The following is a 17,207-nucleotide window of genomic DNA, read 5'->3' on the forward strand; positions in this document are numbered from 1 at the left end:
GCCGCGGTGGCGGAAGGCCCTGCCTCCCGGGCGGCGTCACGCCTGGGAGCGCGGCTCGGCGGCCGGCGCCTCCGCCTGCTTGCCGAGGACGGCGAGTTCGACCGTGCGGACGAGGTCGTCCGCGGTCACGGCGCCCGCGAGCCTGCCGTGGTCGAGGACGACCAGCAGGTCCCGGCCGGGCCGCAAGGCGGTGCGGGCGAGCACGTCGGCGAGCCACTCGTCCGGGCCCGCGGTCACCGCGGCGTCCAGCGGCCGCGCGACGTCGGCGACCCGGGTCTCGAAGCGCAGCCGCGCGGGCAGCCGGGCCAGCTCGCCCAGAGCGACCACACCGAGCGGGGCGCCGTCGAACGAGACCACCGGGAACACCCGTGCCCTGGCCGGGACCGCGACGGTGTCGAGGAACGCCTCCACGGTCAGCCAGCCGGGCGCGGTCACCGGGGCGGGATCCAGGACCGCTCGCACCGTGCGGTCGCCGAGCAGGGACCGGGTGGTGTCCCCGGTCAGCTCGGCCTGCGCCGCGGACACCAGGAACCACCCGATGAGCGCCAGCCACAACCCGCTCAGCTGCCCCAGCACGAGCACTTCACCGACGCCCAGCACCATCAGCAGGACGCCGAGCACCTGGCCGGTGCGCCCGGCGACGAGCGCGGCGCGGGCGCGGTCGCCGGTGCGCTTCCACACCGCGGCACGCAGCACCCTGCCTCCGTCCAGCGGTGTGCCGGGCAGCAGGTTGAACAGCGCCAGCACGACGTTGGTGAACCCGATCCAGGCGATGCCCGTGGCCACGAGCTCGGGCAGGACGCCGGCGGCGAGGAACGCGGTGCCCCAGCACAAGCCGCCGAGCACGAGGCTGATCGCAGGCCCGATCGCGGCGATGACGAAGTCCGCGCGCGGGTTCGGCGCGCTGCCTTCCAGTTCCGCCGCGCCGCCGAGCAGCCAGAGCGTGATCCGCTTGACCCCGACGCCGTAGTGCCTTGCGGTGACCGCGTGCCCCAGCTCGTGCGCCAGCAACGAGGCGAGGAAGCACACCGACGCCGCCACCGCCGTCCCCCAGTACGCGGCGGTGGCGTGACCGGGGGCGGCGGCGGGCAGGACGGACGTCGCGATGACGTCGGTCAGCAGCACCAGGATGACCAGCACCGACCAGTGCGCGCCGACCGGCACACCGGCGTACCGCCCGAGCGGGATCGTGCCCCGGAGCACCGCGGGCTCCTCAGTGCCCGGCCGGCACGGGCTGGGCGGGCAGCGGCTGCCAGCGGTCGATCAGCCGTTCCTCCAGCGCGTGCATGGTGGTGTACTCCAGGTCCTCCAGCGCGAGGCGGTGCGGCTCGAACGGCCCGTGGCGGCGCAGGTAGTCCATGATCTCCCCGGCCTGGCGGCGCGCTCCGTCGAACCGCGCCGGGTGCGACTGCGACACCGGCACGACGGGCGCGTGGTGCGAGCCGCGCATACAGCCGACCAGGGAGTGTGGAAACGCGATGAGCAGGTCGTAGATCCGTTCCGGGCAGTCGAAGACGATGCGGCTCTCCTCGTAGAGGTCGTAGACCTCGAAGGAGAACCCGGAGCGCATCTTGTGCGGCCGGAGGTTCCATGCGCCGGGCCCGGTCTTGTCCGCCAGGAAGCGGATCACCGGCTCCGCGTATCCGGCGCCTACGCCGCGCAGCTTGCCGCTGAACGCGTCCGAGAGCAGGTCCTGCGCGGTGGAGAGCATCTCGGGGTGCACTGCCGAGTGACCGACGAACCCGCCGGTGTCGGCCTTGATGCTGCTGCACGCGGTCATGGCCGGCTCTTCCTCACAGGCTGTGGCCGATGAGCTCGACCAGGTCGAGGGTGCGCTGGCTGTAGCCCCATTCGTTGTCGTACCAGCCGAAGACCTTCACGAGGTTGTCCTCGGTCTTGGTCAGGCTCGCGTCGAACACGCAGGATGCGGGGTCGCCGATGATGTCGCGGGAGACGATGGGGTCCTCGGTGTACCGCAGGATCCCCTTGAGCTCGCCGTCGGCGGAGACCGCGAAGGCGCGGTTGACCTGCCCGGGCGTGACCGGCTCCGAGACCTCGACGGCGAGGTCGGTGAGCGAGCCGTTCTCGACCGGGACGCGGACGGCGACCCCGTCGAGCTTTCCTGCCAGGTCGGGCAGGACCTCGCCGACCGCCTTGGCGGCGCCGGTGCTGGTCGGGATCATGTTGACCGCGGCCGAGCGCGCGCGGCGCAGGTCCTTGTGCGGGCCGTCGAGCAGCGCCTGGTCGTTGGTGTAGCTGTGGATCGTGGTCAGCAGGCCGCGCCGCACCCCGAACGCCTCGTGCAGCACCTTGACCATCGGCGCCACGCAGTTGGTGGTGCAGGAGGCGTTGGAGACGACGTCGTGCGCGTGCGGGTCGTAGTCGTCCTCGTTGACGCCCATCACGATGGTGGCGTCGACACCCTTGCCGGGCGCGGAGATCACCACTTTGCGGGCGCCCGCGGCCAGGTGCGCCGCGGCGGCCTCCCGTGTGCGGAACCGGCCGGTCGACTCGATGACGACGTCGGCGCCGAGCGCCTCCCAGGGCAGGTCCGCCGGGTCCGGGCAGGAGCTGACGTGCACCCGGTGCGCGCCGACCTCCAGAACCGGCCCGAAGTGCCCGCCGTCGTGGACCTCGACGGGCTGCCGGAGCGGCCCGAACGTCGAGTCGTAGCGCAGCAGGTGCGCGAGCGTGGTGGCCGAGGCCACGTCGTTGACGCCGACCACTTCGATGTCGCTGCCCGCGCGGTCGAGCACTCCGCGCAGGAGGTCCCGTCCGATCCTGCCGAATCCGTTGATGCCCACCCGGACCGTCATGCTTGGCTCCTCTCCCGGAAAAGGCCGATGCTGCTGCTCCCGCGGCGGCCGGCCCAGGGCCGAAGTGCCCGTCCGCCACGGGCGGTTCCGTCCTTCCTGCCCGGGACTTCGGGCCCTGTTCCGGGGACCACCGGCTCTTTCGCCGCTTTCCGCTCCCGGCGGTTGATGAGGCGGGGGACAGCAGAAAGGGGACCGCCATGACCACAGTCGCCCGGACCGCCGCCGCGGTGGCCGCGGCCGCGCTCGTCGGCGCGCTCACCGCGTGCGGCGGGGACGACAACCCGCCGCCCGCGCCGCAGACCAGTTCCGCGCAGCCGGCGGGCCCGACCTCGCCGAGCGGGCCTGGCCCGGCGACCACGACGAGGAAGACCACCACCGCACCCCAGACCCCACAGACCACGAAGACCGCGCAGACCCCCGCGCCGGGCACGACCATCGCCGGGGAGGGCATGTCCGCCGCGGACGCCGCCGCCCTGCAGCAGTCGGTGGACCAGGGGCACCAGCCGTGGCGACTGGACATGGCGGCCGTGGCCGAAGCGTTCGTGCGGTCCCGGCTCGGCTGGAGCGGCGCGGACGTCGCGCTCGCCGACCCGCACACCGCGGAGGTGATCAACACCGCGACCGGCCGCATCGTGAGCCTGCAGCTGCGGCAGCCGGCACGCGCCGGCGACGGCGGGATCTGGGTGGTGGACAGCGGCGTGTGGATCAGCTGAGCCCGGACGACGCCCAGTCCGATGTGGACCGCGGAGCCGCACGGGGCCGGTGCGACGCGGTCACGGCATCCGATCCATCTCCCTGCGGATCCGCCTCTCGCTGGGCGAGTTCGGCGCGAACGTGTCCCAGGTGTGCATGATCAGGCCGAAGCCCCAGAGGGCGAGCGGGAACATCGGCCAGAAGAACCCGGCGCCGGTGAGCGCCCAGATCCCGACGGCGAATCCGTTGAAGAGGACGAAGACGAGCACGTGCGCGTAGTAGTCGTGCTTCCGCTTGAGCCGCGCCAGTGCGAGCCGGCGACGGTCGGGTTCGGTGTCGGTCACGGTGACCACCTCCTTGGCGCTTCCACCGTGCGCCCGCGGCTCGCGCGTGCACGACGGCCGCTGGTCCCCGGTCCCCGGGACCTTGGGCCCGGCGACCAACGGCAGGGCCGGAAGTCCCTCCGGCCGGTGACCATGGCCTGCTGCCCGCGGGCGCCTCGTCTCCCTACGTTCGTGGGCATGACCATGAGCAGCGCGCAGGACGCGATCGTCGTCGGGATCGACGGATCCGAACATTCCCTCCGGGCACTGCGGTGGGCCGCCGCGAACGCGCGGCGCCGCCACGAGCCACTGCACGTCGTGTATGCGTTCGCCCCGCTCGCCGGGTTCTACGGGGCCGGGATGCCGGTGCTGCAGAACGCCTACGACGAGCTGGTGCGGGTGGGCGAGAAAACGCTGGCGGACGCGGTGCGCACCGCCCGCGAGGTCGCCGGCGACGAAGTCACGATCACCTCGGAGATGCCGGACGAGCCGGCGGCGCCCGTGCTGGTGTCCCGGTCCCGCGGCGCCCGGATGATCGTCCTCGGCAGCTCCGGCGCCGGCGGCTTCACCGGCATGCTCACCGGATCGACCACGGTCGAGGTGTCGGCCCACGCGCAATGCCCCGTCGCTGTCGTCCGCGGCCGGGACACCGAAGACGGCCCGGTGGTCGTCGGCGTGGACGGCAGCGCGAACAGCGAGCGGGCGCTGGACACGGCGTTCGAGGAGGCGTCCTGGCGGGGCGCGCCGCTGATCGCGGTGCACGCGTGGAGCGACGATCAGTTCACCGGCTACTACGGGGCCCTGCCGCTGGCGGTGGACTGGGACGAGATCGAGCAGGACGAGCAGCGGCTGCTGGCCGAGCAGCTGAGCGGCAGGCAGGAGCGGCACCCGGACGTGAAGGTCGAGCGGGTCGTGGTGCGGGACCGGCCCCGGCACCAGCTGCTCGACTGGAGCGCGCAGGCCCAGCTCGTCGTGGTCGGCAGCCGCGGGCGCGGCGGGTTCGGCGGGCTGCTGCTCGGTTCGACCAGCCAGGCGCTGCTGCACCACGCCCAGTGCCCGGTGATGGTCGTCCGCCCCGGACACGAGCGCTGAAACGAGAATCCCATGCGAGCGAAAGACATCATGAGCACCCCGGCCGTCACGGTCGAGCCGGGCACGCCCGTCAAGTCGGCGGAGTGGCTGATGGCCCAGCGCGGGTTCACGGCCCTGCCGGTCATCGAGGAGGACCGGCTGGCCGGGATCGTCACCGAGTCCGACTTCGTCGCCGACCGCTTCCGCGGCGAGGGCACGAGGGTCGCTCGCCGGGTCGGCGAGGTGATGACCACCGGCGTCGTCACGGTCGGCCCGGAGACCGACGTGACCGAGGTGGGCCGCATGATGGCCGGCCGCGGGATCCGCGCCGTCCCGGTGGTGGACGGCAACCGGATCGTCGGCGTGATCACCGCGCGCGATCTGGTCCGCGTGCTGGCCCGGCCGGACGCCCTGCTGGAACACGACATCCGCGCCCGCCTGGCCGTGCTCGGGCGGGCGGACCGGTGGTACGTGGACGTCAAGGACGGCCGGGCGCTGATCCTCGACAGCGAGGGCGGGCAGCGGGACGACGAGATCGCCGCGGCGCTCGCGGAGGGCGTGCCGGGCGTGATCGAGGCGCGGTGTTATGCGGGAGACGTCGAGCACTTCGACGCCGTCGAACGCGTCCCGAGGGCCTGAACCCCTGGCATGCGGCACCAAATCCGACCTGAGAACGAGGCCCCACTGATGTCCTGCCACCCCGCCGGCCCGATCGTGGTCGGCTGGACCGCGGCCGAGGCACGACTGCGGCGGCTTCCGCTCAACCTGCGGGTGCTCGCCGGGACAGCGACCGAGCGCAACTCCACGATCGTCTTCCCGGCGCAGCTGATGAGCAGCTTCCGGTCGCTCAACTCGTTCACGGGGTCCGAGATGGCCGGCGACGGAGGGGAACCGGTGGATCATGCGCGCTGAACCAGGGGACTGGCTGGTCATCAAGTCGCCCGTGATCGGGCAGCCGGCGCGGCGCGGCCAGATCATCGAGGTGCGCTCGCCCGACGGTGCGCCGCCCTACCTGGTGCACTGGCTGGAGGACGACCGGATCACGCTGGTGTTCCCGGGGCCGGACGGGCACGTGGCGGCCGCCGCCGAGCAGGCCGCGGCCGACGAGCGTGCGCGGCACCGGTTCGAGCGGCTCCAGGAGGAGATCGCGCACCACCGGTGAGCGGGCTTCCCGAGCCGCCGTGGTCAGGACTTCCGCCGTCGCCGCCTGGCTGGTGCCGTGAACACGGGGCGGCTGAAGATCGAGCTCATCAGGGCGATGCCGAAGACGAAGCCGAAGTTGTACCAGTTGCCGTTGTTGTGCACCTCGTAGATGCCGACACTGTCGTCGAACAGCGAGACGATGAACGCGATCGGGCAGATGATCCCGTGCCACAGGCCGAGCCAGAACCCGGCCGGGTCGGGCGTGCTCGCCGCGGCGTCGTTCGGTCCCGCCGCGCACGCGGCGACCAGCATAGCGGTGACCAGGACCAGCCCGGCGATCCGGGCGCGGCCCCTCACGGGTGCGCCGGTTCCGGCTCGATGACCGGCTTGCGGCCGAAGCGCCGGTAGGCCAGCGGGCCGAGGAAGTTCACGGCGATCGCCAGCGCCCAGGCGCCCTTCGGGCCGCGCACGGATTCGGCCGGGCGGCGGGACAGGTCCCACCACGCGTCGGCGGCCAGGGCCACCTGCAGGGCTGCCGCCGCGACGATGGCTCCCTGCTCGGTCCGGCTCAGTTCGCGCCAGTGCCGGTGCGTGTGTCGCATGGTTCCTCCTCGTCGGCTCTACGGGTCCAGCGTGTGCGAGCGGCGCCGCCGCGGGAAACGGGCGTAAGCCACCCGTGGCGAGGACCTAAGTCAGCACCTGCGCCGGGCTTCTGTCCGATGTGGCCGCCGCTGCCCGCGCCGGCGCACTGCCGCCGTGACGCTGTTGTCCGAGGGTGAACTGCACGTGCACCGGATGCACGCGGCGGGCGTGGACCGGGCGCGGGCGGGGACACCCGGCTGATTGGAGAACGCCCGCTCCACCGAAGCCTGGCGATGGGGCGGCCGGCCGCCGGGCGAACGGCTCGAGCACGTGAACGGCGGATTGGAACCGGCGTGTCTGGACCGGGATTCCACTGGCGCGATCGAGCAGCACACGCGCGGCCTTGGCCGGGTCGATCGGGTCCGGCGGCAACGTGCTGCGGTTCGCGTTGGACGTGACCGACCACGAGCGGGCCGAGGCGGCGGTCGCCGTTGCGGAGGAGCCGAAGTTCGGGCACTCCGTCCCGGACTTCGCCGCACTGCTGGAGGAACTTGCCGCTGCCGTCCTGGCGAGCTGCTCCGGAGGGTGGTCAGCGGCGCACGCGGGAGCGGATGCCGTCCAGCAGCAGTTCGATTCCCTGCTCGAAGTCGCCGGGGCCGCCGGGGTCCCGGTCGATCGCCCCGGCGCTGGAGGCCTGCAGCGCCGCCTGTTCGTCCGCCGTGTGGCCGAACACCAGATGCAGCAGCGCCCGGGTGCCGACGTCGACGAGGTCGTCCGGCAGGCCGCCGTCGCGCAGGGCCTCCCGCAGCTGCGCAGCCGGTTCGCCCGCGCCGAGGCCGAAGGTGTGCGCGGTGGCGACCACCTCGGCGCCGTCCCGGTAGGCCAGCATCGCGTCGCGCAGTTCGGCGCAGATCTCCACCGCCCGCTGGTCCCACTCGGTGGCCTGGCGCTCACGCTTGCCGCGTTCGAGGATTTCGTCGGCGACCGCGGCCAGCAGCGTCTGCTTGTTCGGCACGTGGTGGTAGAGCGCGCTCGGTTGCAGCCCGAGTTCGGCGGCCAGCCGGCGCATGGTGAGCGACTCCAGGCCGTACTCGTCGAGGACCTCGATCGCGCGCTCGACGACATCGCGCCGCTGGTAGCGCACGCCGGACTCCTCCCGTTGACCTGTTCGCGGCGCCCAGTGTACCGTCAGCGCCGCTCACCCGAACACCGTTCAGGTTGTAATCGAATAGTCACTCTGAGTCAGGAGAAAGTGGATGGGCTCCAGGTTCGAGCAGCTCGCCGACGCGGTCCTCGCCGGGGTACCCGCCGGGCCCGGCGACGCCCTCGCCGTGCTGGGCGCCGACGACGCCGAAGTGCTGTCCGTCGTCACCGCGGCGGGCAGGCTGCGCCGCGCGCACTTCGGCAACACCGTCAAGGTCAACTACCTGGTGAACCTGAAGTCCGGTCTGTGCCCGGAGAACTGCAACTACTGCTCCCAGGCGCTCGGCTCCGCGGCGCCCATCCTCAAGTACTCCTGGCTGTCCACGGAGGAGGCCCTCAAGCAGGCCGGCGCCGGGATCTCCGGTGGCGCCGGGCGGGTGTGCCTGGTCTCCTCCGGACGCGGACCGTCCAACCGGGACATCGACCGCGTCGCCGAGATGGTCGGGGCGCTGAAGGCCGAGCACCCCGACGTCGAGGTCTGCGCCTGCCTCGGCCTGCTCTCCGACGGGCAGGCCGAGCGCCTCGCCGACGCCGGGGTGGACGCCTACAACCACAACATCAACACGGCCGAGAGCCACCACCACAACATCGTCCAGACCCACACCTACGCCGACCGGGTGGACACCGTGGAGAAGGCGAAGCGCGGCGGGCTGTCGCCCTGCTCGGGACTCATCGCCGGGCTGGGGGAGACCGACGAGCAGCTGGTCGAAGCGCTGTTCGCGCTCAAGGAGCTGGACGCCGACTCGATCCCGGTCAACTTCCTGATGCCCTTCGACGGCACCCCGCTGGCGGACACGTGGGAGCTGTCCCCGTTGCGGTGCTTGAAGATCCTGGCCATGGCGCGGTTCGTCTGCCCGGACAAGGAGATCCGCATCGCGGGCGGCCGCGAGATGCACCTGCGTTCGCTGCAGCCGCTCGCGCTGCACGTCGCCAACTCGATCTTCCTCGGCGACTACCTCACCTCCGAGGGGCAGGCCGCCGAGGCCGACCTGGAAATGATCCGCGACAACGGTTTCGTCGTGCTCGGCTCCGAAGAGGACATCGCGGCGCGGGGACCCGTGGACCCGGCGATCCGGCGGCGCGGCGCGGGCACCGCCGTCGTCCCCAACGCCTGATGACCCCCGCCGAACTGCTCGCGTTCGACCGCGGGCACCTGTGGCACCCGTACACCTCGATGACCGATCCGGCCCCGGTGCGGCTGGTCACCGGCGCGTCCGGCAGCCGGATCACCGTCGACGGCGCCGGGGAGGTGGTCGACGGCATGGCGTCGTGGTGGTCGGCGATCCACGGCTACCGGCACCCGGTGCTCGACGAGGCGGCGCGGCGCCAGCTGGCGACGATGTCGCACGTGATGTTCGGCGGTCTCACCCACGAGCCCGCCGTCGAACTCGCGGCGCGGCTGGTCGACCTCACCCCGGCCGGGCTGGAGCACGTGTTCCTCGCCGACTCCGGCTCGGTGAGCATCGAGGTGGCGATGAAGATGGCGCTGCAGTACCAGCGCGGAACCGGCCACCCGGAGCGGACGCGGTTCCTCACCGTTCGCGGCGGCTACCACGGCGACACCTTCGACTGCATGAGCGTGTGCGACCCGGACGGCGGCATGCACGCGATGTGGTCGGGGGTGCTGCCGGAGCAGGTGTTCGGCGACTGCCCGCCCCGGTCCGAAGTGGACGTCGCCGGGTGGGCGGCGGGCTTCCGCGCGCTCGCGGCCGAGCACGCCGGACGGCTGGCCGGGCTGATCGTGGAGCCCCTGCTGCAGGGCGCCGGCGGCATGCACCCCTATCCGGCGAGCTGTCTGCCGGTCTTCCGGGAGGTGGCCGACGAGCACGGGCTGGTGCTGATCTTCGACGAGATCGCCACCGGTTTCGGCCGCACCGGCACGCTCTTCGCCGCCGACGCCGCGGGCGTGGCGCCGGACGTGATGTGCGTCGGCAAGGCGCTCACCGGCGGTTACCTGTCGCTGGCCGCCACCCTGTGCACGACCGAGGTCGCCAGGGGACTGTCGGCCAGCGACTCCGGTGTGCTCATGCACGGGCCCACGTTCATGGGCAACCCGCTGGCCTGCGCGGTCGCCAGCGCCAGCCTGGACCTGCTGTCCAGTGTGGACTGGCGGGCCGACGTGCTCCGGATCAACGCGGGATTGCAGGCGCTGCACGGGATCGAGGCGGCCGACGTGCGGGTGCTCGGCGCGGTCGGCGTGGTCCAGCTGGACCACCCGGTCGACGTGGCCAAAGCGACCGAGGCGGCGCTGGCGGAGGGCGTGTGGCTGCGGCCGTTCCGCGACCTGATCTACACCATGCCGCCGTACGTGTGCACCGACGACGACATCGCCACGATCTGCCGTGGCATCGCGGCCGCGGCGGCGGTCGCATGAGCTGGGCGGAGTGGCTCGCCGCGCAGCGCGCCGCGCGAGAGGCCGCCGGCCTGCAGCGCACGCTGCGCCCGCGGGCGGCCGGCGATGACCTCATCGACCTGGCGAGCAACGACTACCTGGGGTTGAGCGGCGATCCCGGCGTCCGCCGCGCGGCAGCCGAAGCCGCGCTCGTCTGGGGCGCCGGGGCCGGCGCGTCCCGCCTGGTGACCGGCACGACCACGCTGCACGCCGAGCTGGAGCGCGAGCTGGCCGAGTTCACCGGCCGCGAGGCGGCGCTGGTGTTCTCCACCGGCTACCACGCCAACCTGTCGGCGGTGACCGCGCTGGCCGACCGGGACACGGTGATCGTCTCGGACGCCCACGTCCACGCGTCGCTGATCGACGCCGCGCGCCTGTCCCGGGCCGCCGTCCGGGTGGTCCCGCACAACGACGTCACCTCCGTCCGGGATGCGCTGGCCGCCGCCGGTGACCGCAGGGCGCTCGTGCTGACCGAGTCGGTCTTCTCGGTCCTCGGCGACGCTGCCCCGCTCGCCGAGCTGGCCGGGGTGTGCGCCGAGCACGACGCGCTGCTCGTCGTCGACGAGGCGCACGGGCTCGGCGTGGCCGGCGACGGTGGCCGGGGACTGCTGCACGGCCTCGGCCTGTCCGGTCATCCGCACGTGGTGATGACGGCGACGTTGTCCAAGTCGCTGGGCGCGATGGGTGGCGCGGTCCTCGGCTCCGCCGCGCTGATCGACCACCTCGTCAACCGGGCGCGCCCGTTCATCTTCGACACCGGGCTGGCGCCCGCGCCCACCGCCGGGGCTCTGGCCGCGTTGCGCACGCTGCGCGCCCGGCCGGACCTCCCGGTCCGGATCCACGAGCGCGGCGCGGCGCTGGCCGAGCGGCTGAGCGTGCCGGGCTCGGCGGGTGCGGTGCTGTCGGTGCCGATGCCTTCGCCGCGCGCCGCGCTCGCCGCCCAGGCCGACGCGCTCGCGGCGGGAGTGCGGGTGGGGTGTTTCCGGCCGCCGTCCGTGCCCGACGGGATTTCCCGGCTGCGCATCACGACGCAGGCCGGGCTGGACGAAGTGCGCTGGGCGCGCGCGGTCGACGTCCTGGCCCGGGTGGCCGCTCAGCCGAGCTCCTCGGCGAGCGCGACGAAGATCCCGGCGGGGCCGCGGACGTAGCAGAGCCGGTAGCTGTCCCCGTACCGCACCACTTCGCCGACGGGTTCCGCGCCGTGCGCCCGGAGGCGGTCGAGCACGTCGTCGATGTCCCGGACGGCGAACATGATGCGGTGCGCGCCCAGCGCGTGCACGGTCTGGGCGCCGTCCGGGCTGGCGGGTGAGTGGTACTTGGTCAGCTCGACCCGTCCGTGGCCGTCGGGGGTCCGCATCATCGCGATGTCCGTCCGGACGCCGTCGAGCCGGAGGAGGCGGTCCACCAGGCTGCCCTCCAGTGTCGCCTCGCCTTCCAGCTCCAAGCCGAGTTCGGTGAAGAACGCCTTGGCGGCGGCGAGGTCGTCGACGACGATGGCGATGTTGTCCATGCGCTGCAGCGCGGTGTCGGTCATGGTGACCACTGTCCCGCCGTCCCGCCGCCCGACGCGAGCTGGAGCTCAGCCGAGCCCGTTCAGCAGCAGGTCCGCCACCACCTTCGCGGCCAGTGGGGGCGCGCCGGGCGTCACCGAGGTCGCCGATGACGTCGCCACGAGCATCCGCGCGGCGGCGTGGTGCCGGGGCGCCGGTCTGGCGTCCCCGGTCACCCGGGCCAGGTAGGCGCTCACCGCCGTGATGATGGAGTCGTGGATTTCGCGGGCGCGGGCCTGCAGCTCCGGGTGGTGCTCGCTTTCCCGGAACACGATCCGGTGCATCGGCGTCTGCTCGCCGAGGTGCCGCGCCAGCCGCCGCCAGAGCTCGGCCACCGCGGCGTGCGCGTCGGGCGGGACGGTGGCCGGCACCAGGTCCGCCAGCGTGCGCGTCGACCGTTCCCGGATCAGCGCCAGCAGCAGGCCTTCCTTCGTGCCGAAGTGGTAGAAGATCAGCCCCTGCGGCACCCCGGCCGCGGCCGCCAGCCGCGCGGTCGACGTGCGCGCGTACCCGCGCTCGGCGAACAGCTCCTCCGCCGCGGCCAGGATCCGGTCGCGGCCGGAGGCGGCGGGTTCGTCCACGGCGCTCAGAACTCGGTCACCCCCGCGTCCGGAGCCAGCTCGTGCGCGGTGACGTACTTCGACTCGTCCGAGGCGAGGAACAGCACCATGTCGGCGACGTCCTCGGGCTCGGTGATCACCACCGGCAACAGGTTCGTCAGCATCCCGGCGAGCTTCGGGTCGCGCTCGAACCCCTTGGCGAACGCGGCCTGCAGCCCCTCGCCGGTCATCCCGGTGTTCACGCCCGTCGGGTGCACGCTGTTGACCCGGATGTTGTGCCGCGCCAGCTCGGTCGCGAAGGCCTTGGCCATGCCGCGCACCGCCCACTTGCTCGTCGTGTACGGCACCAGGAACGGCTGCACCTTCATCCCGGCCGCCGAGCTGATCAGGATGATCGACCCGCCGCCCCGCTCGACCAGGTGCGGCGCGCCCGCCATCACCGTGTTCCACACGCCGCGCACGTTCACGCCGATCGTGTCGTCGAAGATCTCCTCGGTCACGTCGTCCCACGGCGCGGGCACGCAGATCCCGGCGTTGGCCACCACGATGTCCAGCCCGCCCAGCTCGGCGACGCCCGCGTCCACGCCCGCCCGCAGCGCCGCCAGGTCCCGCACGTCCGCCCGCACCCGCACCGCCCGCCGCCCGGTCTTCTCCACCAGGCTCACGGTCTCGTCCAGATCGGCGAGCGTGGGGGAGGCGTAGGTGACGCTGGGCAGCGTGGCGGCGATGTCCACCACGATCACGTCGGCGCCCTCCTGCGCCAGGCGCACCGCGTCCGCCCGGCCCTGGCCCCGCGCGGCGCCGGTGATCAACGCGACCTTGCCCGCAACCCGTCCCGCCATGGTGAGTCTCCTCGTCTCCCGCGCCGTCGCGGGTCGCCGCCGACACTGCCCCTGAGTGAGTACTCAGTCAAGAGCCTTGACGGGTTCGTGCCCCGATGCCATCCTTCCTCCTCATATCAGGGTCTCTGATGATTGGTGGTTCGATGACGCACCAGCCAGCCGTCTCCGCGCAGGCCTCGGGCACCCGCGAAGCCCGGCGGGTCGCCGTGGCGAGTTTCGTGGGCACCGCCATCGAGTGGTACGACTTCTTCCTCTACGGCGCGGCCGCCGCGCTCGTCTTCGGGCCGCAGTTCTTCCCCTCCAGCAACCCCGCGGTCAGCCAGCTCGCGTCGCTGACCACGTTCGCGGTCGGGTTCCTGGCGCGCCCGGTCGGCGGGATCGTGGCGGGCCACTTCGGCGACCGGATCGGCCGCAAGCGGATGCTCGTGATCTCGCTGCTGATCATGGGCACGGCCACCGTGCTGGTCGGGCTGCTGCCGACCTACGCCCAGATCGGCGTGGCCGCGCCGATCCTGCTCGTGGTCCTGCGGCTGGCACAGGGCGTCGGCGTCGGCGCCGAATGGGGCGGCGCGGCGCTGATGGCCGTCGAGCACGCGCCGCCGTCCCGCCGCGGGCTCTACGGCGCGGCGCCGCAGCTCGGCGTCCCGGCGGGCGCGATCGTCGCGAACCTGGTGCTGCTGGTCGCCTCGACCTCCACGCGCGAGGCGTTCGTCGAGTGGGGCTGGCGGCTGGGCTTCCTGGTCAGCTTCGTGCTGGTGATCTTCGGCCTGGTGATCCGGCGCCGCCTCACCGAAAGCCCGCTGTTCGAGGAGGCCGCACGGCACCGCCCGGCGCGAGTGCCGCTGCTGGAGGTGCTGCGCGACCACCCGCTGGCCGTGCTGCGGGCGGTGTTCGTGACCGGCGCGTCGACCGCGATGGGCTACATCATCCTCACCTACATCCTGTCCTACGGCACCGCGGAAGTCGGCTACTCCCGCAACGAGCTGCTGATCGTCGTGATCCTCACCAGCGTGGTGCAGCTCGGCGCGATCTACGGGCTGTCCGGGCTGGCCGACCGCTTCGGCCGCCGCAAGGTGATCGCCGCGGGCGCGATCGCGCAGGCCGTCGCGGCGCTGCTGTTCTTCCTCGTGTTCGACACCGGCGTGTTCGTGCTGGCGCTGGTGGCGTGCGTGGTCACGGTCATCACGGTGTCCGCCCAGTACGGGCCGCTGCCCGCGCTGCTGTCCGACCAGTTCCCGACCCGCATCCGCTACAGCGGCGTGTCGCTGGGCTACCAGCTGGGGAACGTGGTCGGCGGCGGCCTCGCGCCGGTGGTGGCGACCGCGATCTTCACCGCCTCCGGCAGCTCGCTGCTGGTGGGCGTCTACCTCGCCGGGATGGCCCTGCTGGCGCTGGTCGCCGTCGCGCTGACCCCGCGGGGTGAGGCGTGACCCGCCGTCTCGGGGTCCTGCTGCTGGCGCTGGTGCTCGCCGTCGTCCTGCCCGCCGCGCCGGCGAGCGCCGCGACCCGGCTCACCGGGACGTTGCCGAACGGCGCCACCTGGATCGCCGACGTGCCCGCCGGCTGGAACGGCACGCTGGTGTTGTTCAGCCACGGTTTCCGCCCCGGCCCGGACAACCCGCCCGCCGACGCGCCCGACGCGGCGACCGCGCAGGCGCTGCGGGACCGCGGCTACGCGCTCGCCGGATCGTCCTACGCCCACGCGGGCTGGGCGCTCGACACCGCGGTGGCCGACCAGCTCGGCACCCTCGCCGCGGTCGAGGAGCGCATCGGAACCGCGCGCGAGGTGGTCGCGCTGGGGCAGTCGATGGGCGGCCTGGTGTCGGCGCTGCTCGCCGAGGGCGGTCGCGTCGACGGGGTGCTGACCACGTGCGGTCTCGTCGGCGGCGGGGTGAACCTGAACAACTACCAGCTCGACGGCATGCACGCCCTCGCCGAGCTGTTGCTGCCCGGGCAGGAGGTCCAGCTCACCGGGTTCACCACGCCGGCGCAGGCCGCCGCCACCGTCGCCGCCCTCACCACGGCGGTGCAGCGGGCGCAGGCCACTCCGGACGGCCGCGCGCGGATCGCGCTCGCGGCGTCGCTGATGAACATGCCGACGTGGTCCACGGGGCCGCGGCCGCCCACGGACTTCGCCCAGCAGCAACAAGCGCAGTACACGTGGCTGTTGCAGACGCTGCCGTTCGTGATCCCGTCGCGCGTCAGCATCGTCTCGGAGGCCGGCGGCGACAGCGGCTGGAACACCGGCGTCGATTACGCGCGGCTGGTGCACCGGTCCGCGCAGCTGCCGCAGGTCGCCGCGCTCTACCGGGAGGCGGGCCTGGACCTGCACGCCGACCTGGGCGCGCTCACCCGCGCCGCGGACATCGCCCCCGACGCCGGGGCGCTGGCCTGGATGCGGCGCACGTCGACGCCGACGGGGGAGCTGCGGGTGCCGGAGCTGACCCTGCACACGATCGCCGACCAGCTCGCGCCGGTGGAGTACCAGCGGGACTACGCGCTGCGCGTGGCCCGCGCGGGGGAGAGCGCCCTGCTGCGGCAGGCGTACGTGCAGCGGGTGGGGCATTGCGCGTTCACCCCGGCCGAGTACCTCGCCGGGTTGTTCGCTGTGCAGCAGCGCATCCGCACCGGCGCCTGGTCGGACGCGGCGCGGCCGGAGCGGCTGCAGGAGGTGGCTTCGACGATCGGGGACGCGGCGTTCGCGCGTTACTCGCCGCCGCCGTTCGTCAACGCGCGCTGAGCGTTGGCGTGCGAGGCGAGCATGCCGTAGCCGTCCTCCAGGTCCCGGCGGAACCCGGCGCGGCGGTCGTCGTCCATGCCGGACAGCATCCGGTCCTCGAGCTCCCGGACCAGCGGCGTGCACTCGTCGAGGACCCGCTCGCCGCGCTCGGTGAGGGTGGCGAGCAGGACCCGGCGGTTGGCCGGGTCCTCCGCGCGCTCGATGAGCCCGTACTTCTCCAGCGTGAGCACCATGGTGTGCATGGTCTGGGGCCGGACGAACGAGCGGCGCGCGAGCTGCGCGGACGACAGCCCGTTGCGGTGCCGCAGCGCGGTCAGCGCGGTGTACTGCAGGGTGGTCAGCCCGAACGGGCGCAGCGCGTCGTCCATCAGCGAGCGGATCACCAGCTCCAGCCGCTTGACCAGGTAGAGGGTCAGCGGGGCGTCCTCGGCGCGGGATTCGGTCACCACCCCATGCTGCCACGGTCCGCTGTGGACTCCGCGCGCACCAGCCAGTCCTGGTGGCTGGTGCGCGCCGGCTCCTGTGTCAGGACGCGGACCCGGCAGCCAGCAGTTTCAGCAGTTCCGCGGCGAGTAGAGCGGACGAGGCGGGGTTCTGCCCGGTCACCACGGTGCGGTCGGTCACCACGTGCGGCGCGAACGGCTCACCCGTCTCGACCTTCAGGCCCGCCTCCGTGAGCCGGTCCTGCAGCAGCCAGCGCGCCTTGGCGGCGTTGCCGGCCAGCTCCTCCTCGGCGTTGCTGAACGCCGTGATCCGGTACCCGGCGAAGGCGTTGCCGCCCTCGTCGGTCGTGGCGGCCAGCAGTGCGGCCGGCCCGTGGCAGACCACGCCGAGCGGCTTGCCCTCCCGCAGGGCGCGGGCGAGGATCCGGCCGGAGTCGGCGTCGGAGGCGAGGTCCTCCATCGGGCCGTGCCCGCCGGGCACGTACACCGCGTCGAAGCCGTCCAGGTCGACGTCGGCCAGCGCGACCGGGTCGGCGAAGTCGGCGGCGGCCGCCTCGCGCAGGTGGGCGGCGGCCTCGGCGCCGCCGGTGGCCTCCGGGCTCAGGCTGGCCTCGTCGACGGGCGGCACCACACCGCCGGGCGTGGCCACGGTGACCTGGTGCCCGGCCGCGGTGAAGGCCTCGAACGGGACCACGGCCTCCTCGGCCCAGAAGCCCGTCGGGTGCTGGGTGCCGTCCGCCAGCGTCCAGCGGTCGGCGCCGGTCATCACGAAAAGAATGTTCGCCATGCCTGCGACGGTAGGCGGGAAGTCATCGGAAATCGAATAGAAGTGGCGATCGATTCCATAGG

22 protein-coding genes are annotated in these 17,207 nt (G+C 73.1%); 10 read left to right on the forward strand and 12 right to left on the reverse strand.

The window, feature by feature from the left end:
- Positions 1 to 36 precede the first annotated feature (36 nt).
- From L2C96_RS00100 to gap, 3 genes are read right to left on the reverse strand one after another with little or no spacing between them, the layout of a single operon-like run.
- Positions 37 to 1,203 (reverse strand): site-2 protease family protein, encoded by a 1,167-nt coding sequence (locus L2C96_RS00100; protein ID WP_237334592.1) that lies wholly within the window; start codon positions 1,201 to 1,203, stop codon positions 37 to 39.
- 10 nt (positions 1,204 to 1,213) lie between these two features.
- Entirely contained in the window at positions 1,214 to 1,780 is a 567-nt protein-coding gene (locus L2C96_RS00105) for a fructose 1,6-bisphosphatase (RefSeq protein ID WP_237334593.1), read from the reverse strand.
- A 13-nt stretch (positions 1,781 to 1,793) separates the two neighbouring features.
- Positions 1,794 to 2,816 (reverse strand): type I glyceraldehyde-3-phosphate dehydrogenase, encoded by a 1,023-nt coding sequence (gene gap / locus L2C96_RS00110; protein ID WP_020420145.1) that lies wholly within the window; start codon positions 2,814 to 2,816, stop codon positions 1,794 to 1,796.
- A 197-nt stretch (positions 2,817 to 3,013) separates the two neighbouring features.
- Between gap and L2C96_RS00115 the strand changes: the two genes are divergently transcribed.
- Positions 3,014 to 3,529 (forward strand): hypothetical protein, encoded by a 516-nt coding sequence (locus L2C96_RS00115; protein WP_237334594.1) that lies wholly within the window; start codon positions 3,014 to 3,016, stop codon positions 3,527 to 3,529.
- Between the two features lie 60 nt (positions 3,530 to 3,589).
- Here L2C96_RS00115 and L2C96_RS00120 read toward each other — a convergent pair whose 3' ends face one another.
- Positions 3,590 to 3,853, reverse strand: a complete 264-nt coding sequence (locus L2C96_RS00120) for a 2TM domain-containing protein (protein WP_237334595.1) — start codon at positions 3,851 to 3,853, stop codon at positions 3,590 to 3,592.
- Between the two features lie 177 nt (positions 3,854 to 4,030).
- Here L2C96_RS00120 and L2C96_RS00125 point away from each other — a divergent pair, with 177 nt between their 5' ends.
- From L2C96_RS00125 to L2C96_RS00140, 4 genes are read left to right on the forward strand one after another with little or no spacing between them, the layout of a single operon-like run.
- Positions 4,031 to 4,924, forward strand: coding sequence for a universal stress protein (locus L2C96_RS00125; RefSeq protein WP_237334596.1), 894 nt, complete (start codon positions 4,031 to 4,033; stop codon positions 4,922 to 4,924).
- Positions 4,925 to 4,936: 12 nt separating this feature from the next.
- The gene (locus tag L2C96_RS00130) at positions 4,937 to 5,542 is read left to right on the forward strand and encodes a CBS domain-containing protein (RefSeq protein ID WP_237334597.1); all 606 of its coding nucleotides are present in this window, start codon (positions 4,937 to 4,939) and stop codon (positions 5,540 to 5,542) included.
- A gap of 48 nt (positions 5,543 to 5,590) precedes the next feature.
- Complete coding sequence (locus L2C96_RS00135) at positions 5,591 to 5,815, forward strand: hypothetical protein (RefSeq protein ID WP_237334598.1); 225 nt, start codon at positions 5,591 to 5,593, stop codon at positions 5,813 to 5,815.
- The gene (locus L2C96_RS00140; RefSeq protein ID WP_020420140.1) at positions 5,805 to 6,065 is read left to right on the forward strand and encodes a DUF1918 domain-containing protein; all 261 of its coding nucleotides are present in this window, start codon (positions 5,805 to 5,807) and stop codon (positions 6,063 to 6,065) included. The genes L2C96_RS00135 and L2C96_RS00140 overlap by 11 nt, the downstream gene beginning before the upstream one ends.
- 23 nt (positions 6,066 to 6,088) lie before the next feature.
- Here L2C96_RS00140 and L2C96_RS00145 read toward each other — a convergent pair whose 3' ends face one another.
- The 3 genes from L2C96_RS00145 to L2C96_RS00155 form a co-directional block, all read right to left on the reverse strand.
- Positions 6,089 to 6,403 (reverse strand): hypothetical protein, encoded by a 315-nt coding sequence (locus L2C96_RS00145; RefSeq protein ID WP_237334599.1) that lies wholly within the window; start codon positions 6,401 to 6,403, stop codon positions 6,089 to 6,091.
- Positions 6,400 to 6,648 (reverse strand): PLDc N-terminal domain-containing protein, encoded by a 249-nt coding sequence (locus L2C96_RS00150; RefSeq protein WP_020420138.1) that lies wholly within the window; start codon positions 6,646 to 6,648, stop codon positions 6,400 to 6,402. Before L2C96_RS00150 ends, L2C96_RS00145 begins: the two co-directional genes overlap by 4 nt.
- Before the next feature lie 569 nt (positions 6,649 to 7,217).
- Positions 7,218 to 7,772, reverse strand: coding sequence for a TetR/AcrR family transcriptional regulator C-terminal domain-containing protein (locus L2C96_RS00155; RefSeq protein ID WP_237334600.1), 555 nt, complete (start codon positions 7,770 to 7,772; stop codon positions 7,218 to 7,220).
- Positions 7,773 to 7,884: 112 nt separating this feature from the next.
- Here L2C96_RS00155 and bioB point away from each other — a divergent pair, with 112 nt between their 5' ends.
- The 3 genes from bioB to L2C96_RS00170 are packed head-to-tail and all read left to right on the forward strand — an operon-like array spanning position 7,885 to position 11,371.
- On the forward strand, positions 7,885 to 8,946 hold the full coding sequence (gene bioB / locus L2C96_RS00160; RefSeq protein ID WP_237334601.1) for a biotin synthase BioB: 1,062 nt from the start codon (positions 7,885 to 7,887) through the stop codon (positions 8,944 to 8,946).
- Positions 8,946 to 10,205: an adenosylmethionine--8-amino-7-oxononanoate transaminase gene (locus L2C96_RS00165; RefSeq protein ID WP_237334602.1), complete on the forward strand. Its 1,260-nt coding sequence runs from the start codon at positions 8,946 to 8,948 to the stop codon at positions 10,203 to 10,205. The genes bioB and L2C96_RS00165 overlap by 1 nt, the downstream gene beginning before the upstream one ends.
- A complete protein-coding gene (locus tag L2C96_RS00170) occupies positions 10,202 to 11,371 on the forward strand; it encodes an 8-amino-7-oxononanoate synthase (protein ID WP_237334603.1) in 1,170 nt (389 codons plus the stop codon). The genes L2C96_RS00165 and L2C96_RS00170 overlap by 4 nt, the downstream gene beginning before the upstream one ends.
- Here L2C96_RS00170 and L2C96_RS00175 read toward each other — a convergent pair.
- From L2C96_RS00175 to L2C96_RS00185, 3 genes are read right to left on the reverse strand one after another with little or no spacing between them, the layout of a single operon-like run.
- The gene (locus L2C96_RS00175; RefSeq protein ID WP_237334604.1) at positions 11,317 to 11,757 is read right to left on the reverse strand and encodes a VOC family protein; all 441 of its coding nucleotides are present in this window, start codon (positions 11,755 to 11,757) and stop codon (positions 11,317 to 11,319) included. The two genes, L2C96_RS00170 and L2C96_RS00175, sit on opposite strands and share 55 nt — an antisense overlap.
- Before the next feature lie 45 nt (positions 11,758 to 11,802).
- Positions 11,803 to 12,354, reverse strand: coding sequence for a TetR/AcrR family transcriptional regulator (locus L2C96_RS00180; RefSeq protein WP_020420132.1), 552 nt, complete (start codon positions 12,352 to 12,354; stop codon positions 11,803 to 11,805).
- Positions 12,355 to 12,359: 5 nt separating this feature from the next.
- On the reverse strand, positions 12,360 to 13,175 hold the full coding sequence (locus L2C96_RS00185; RefSeq protein WP_237334605.1) for a mycofactocin-coupled SDR family oxidoreductase: 816 nt from the start codon (positions 13,173 to 13,175) through the stop codon (positions 12,360 to 12,362).
- A 143-nt stretch (positions 13,176 to 13,318) separates the two neighbouring features.
- Between L2C96_RS00185 and L2C96_RS00190 the strand changes: the two genes are divergently transcribed.
- Both L2C96_RS00190 and L2C96_RS00195 read left to right on the forward strand, forming a co-directional pair.
- The gene (locus L2C96_RS00190; RefSeq protein WP_237334606.1) at positions 13,319 to 14,605 is read left to right on the forward strand and encodes an MFS transporter; all 1,287 of its coding nucleotides are present in this window, start codon (positions 13,319 to 13,321) and stop codon (positions 14,603 to 14,605) included.
- Positions 14,602 to 15,915 (forward strand): alpha/beta hydrolase, encoded by a 1,314-nt coding sequence (locus tag L2C96_RS00195; RefSeq protein ID WP_237334607.1) that lies wholly within the window; start codon positions 14,602 to 14,604, stop codon positions 15,913 to 15,915. Before L2C96_RS00190 ends, L2C96_RS00195 begins: the two co-directional genes overlap by 4 nt.
- On the opposite strand, the gene L2C96_RS00200 is transcribed toward L2C96_RS00195, so the two are convergent.
- Positions 15,882 to 16,364: a MarR family winged helix-turn-helix transcriptional regulator gene (locus L2C96_RS00200; RefSeq protein ID WP_237334608.1), complete on the reverse strand. Its 483-nt coding sequence runs from the start codon at positions 16,362 to 16,364 to the stop codon at positions 15,882 to 15,884. The two genes, L2C96_RS00195 and L2C96_RS00200, sit on opposite strands and share 34 nt — an antisense overlap.
- Positions 16,365 to 16,440: 76 nt before the next feature.
- Positions 16,441 to 17,145, reverse strand: coding sequence for a type 1 glutamine amidotransferase domain-containing protein (locus tag L2C96_RS00205; RefSeq protein WP_237334609.1), 705 nt, complete (start codon positions 17,143 to 17,145; stop codon positions 16,441 to 16,443).
- Positions 17,146 to 17,207: the final 62 nt, after the last annotated feature.

It is taken from the genome of Amycolatopsis tucumanensis (assembly GCF_021654135.1).
Classification (GTDB): Bacteria; Actinomycetota; Actinomycetes; order Mycobacteriales; family Pseudonocardiaceae; genus Amycolatopsis_E; species Amycolatopsis_E tucumanensis.

Coding starts and splice junctions, on each gene's coding strand:
- L2C96_RS00125 (WP_237334596.1), top strand. CDS start 4,031: ATGACCATGAGCAGCGCGCAGGACGCGATCGTCGTCGGGATCGACGGA.
- bioB (WP_237334601.1), top strand. CDS start 7,885: ATGGGCTCCAGGTTCGAGCAGCTCGCCGACGCGGTCCTCGCCGGGGTA.
- L2C96_RS00170 (WP_237334603.1), top strand. CDS start 10,202: ATGAGCTGGGCGGAGTGGCTCGCCGCGCAGCGCGCCGCGCGAGAGGCC.
- L2C96_RS00205 (WP_237334609.1), bottom strand. CDS start 17,145: ATGGCGAACATTCTTTTCGTGATGACCGGCGCCGACCGCTGGACGCTG.
- L2C96_RS00190 (WP_237334606.1), top strand. CDS start 13,319: ATGACGCACCAGCCAGCCGTCTCCGCGCAGGCCTCGGGCACCCGCGAA.
- L2C96_RS00115 (WP_237334594.1), top strand. CDS start 3,014: ATGACCACAGTCGCCCGGACCGCCGCCGCGGTGGCCGCGGCCGCGCTC.
- L2C96_RS00135 (WP_237334598.1), top strand. CDS start 5,591: ATGTCCTGCCACCCCGCCGGCCCGATCGTGGTCGGCTGGACCGCGGCC.
- L2C96_RS00130 (WP_237334597.1), top strand. CDS start 4,937: ATGCGAGCGAAAGACATCATGAGCACCCCGGCCGTCACGGTCGAGCCG.
- L2C96_RS00165 (WP_237334602.1), top strand. CDS start 8,946: ATGACCCCCGCCGAACTGCTCGCGTTCGACCGCGGGCACCTGTGGCAC.
- L2C96_RS00185 (WP_237334605.1), bottom strand. CDS start 13,175: ATGGCGGGACGGGTTGCGGGCAAGGTCGCGTTGATCACCGGCGCCGCG.
- gap (WP_020420145.1), bottom strand. CDS start 2,816: ATGACGGTCCGGGTGGGCATCAACGGATTCGGCAGGATCGGACGGGAC.
- L2C96_RS00150 (WP_020420138.1), bottom strand. CDS start 6,648: ATGCGACACACGCACCGGCACTGGCGCGAACTGAGCCGGACCGAGCAG.
- L2C96_RS00140 (WP_020420140.1), top strand. CDS start 5,805: ATGCGCGCTGAACCAGGGGACTGGCTGGTCATCAAGTCGCCCGTGATC.
- L2C96_RS00105 (WP_237334593.1), bottom strand. CDS start 1,780: ATGACCGCGTGCAGCAGCATCAAGGCCGACACCGGCGGGTTCGTCGGT.
- L2C96_RS00175 (WP_237334604.1), bottom strand. CDS start 11,757: ATGACCGACACCGCGCTGCAGCGCATGGACAACATCGCCATCGTCGTC.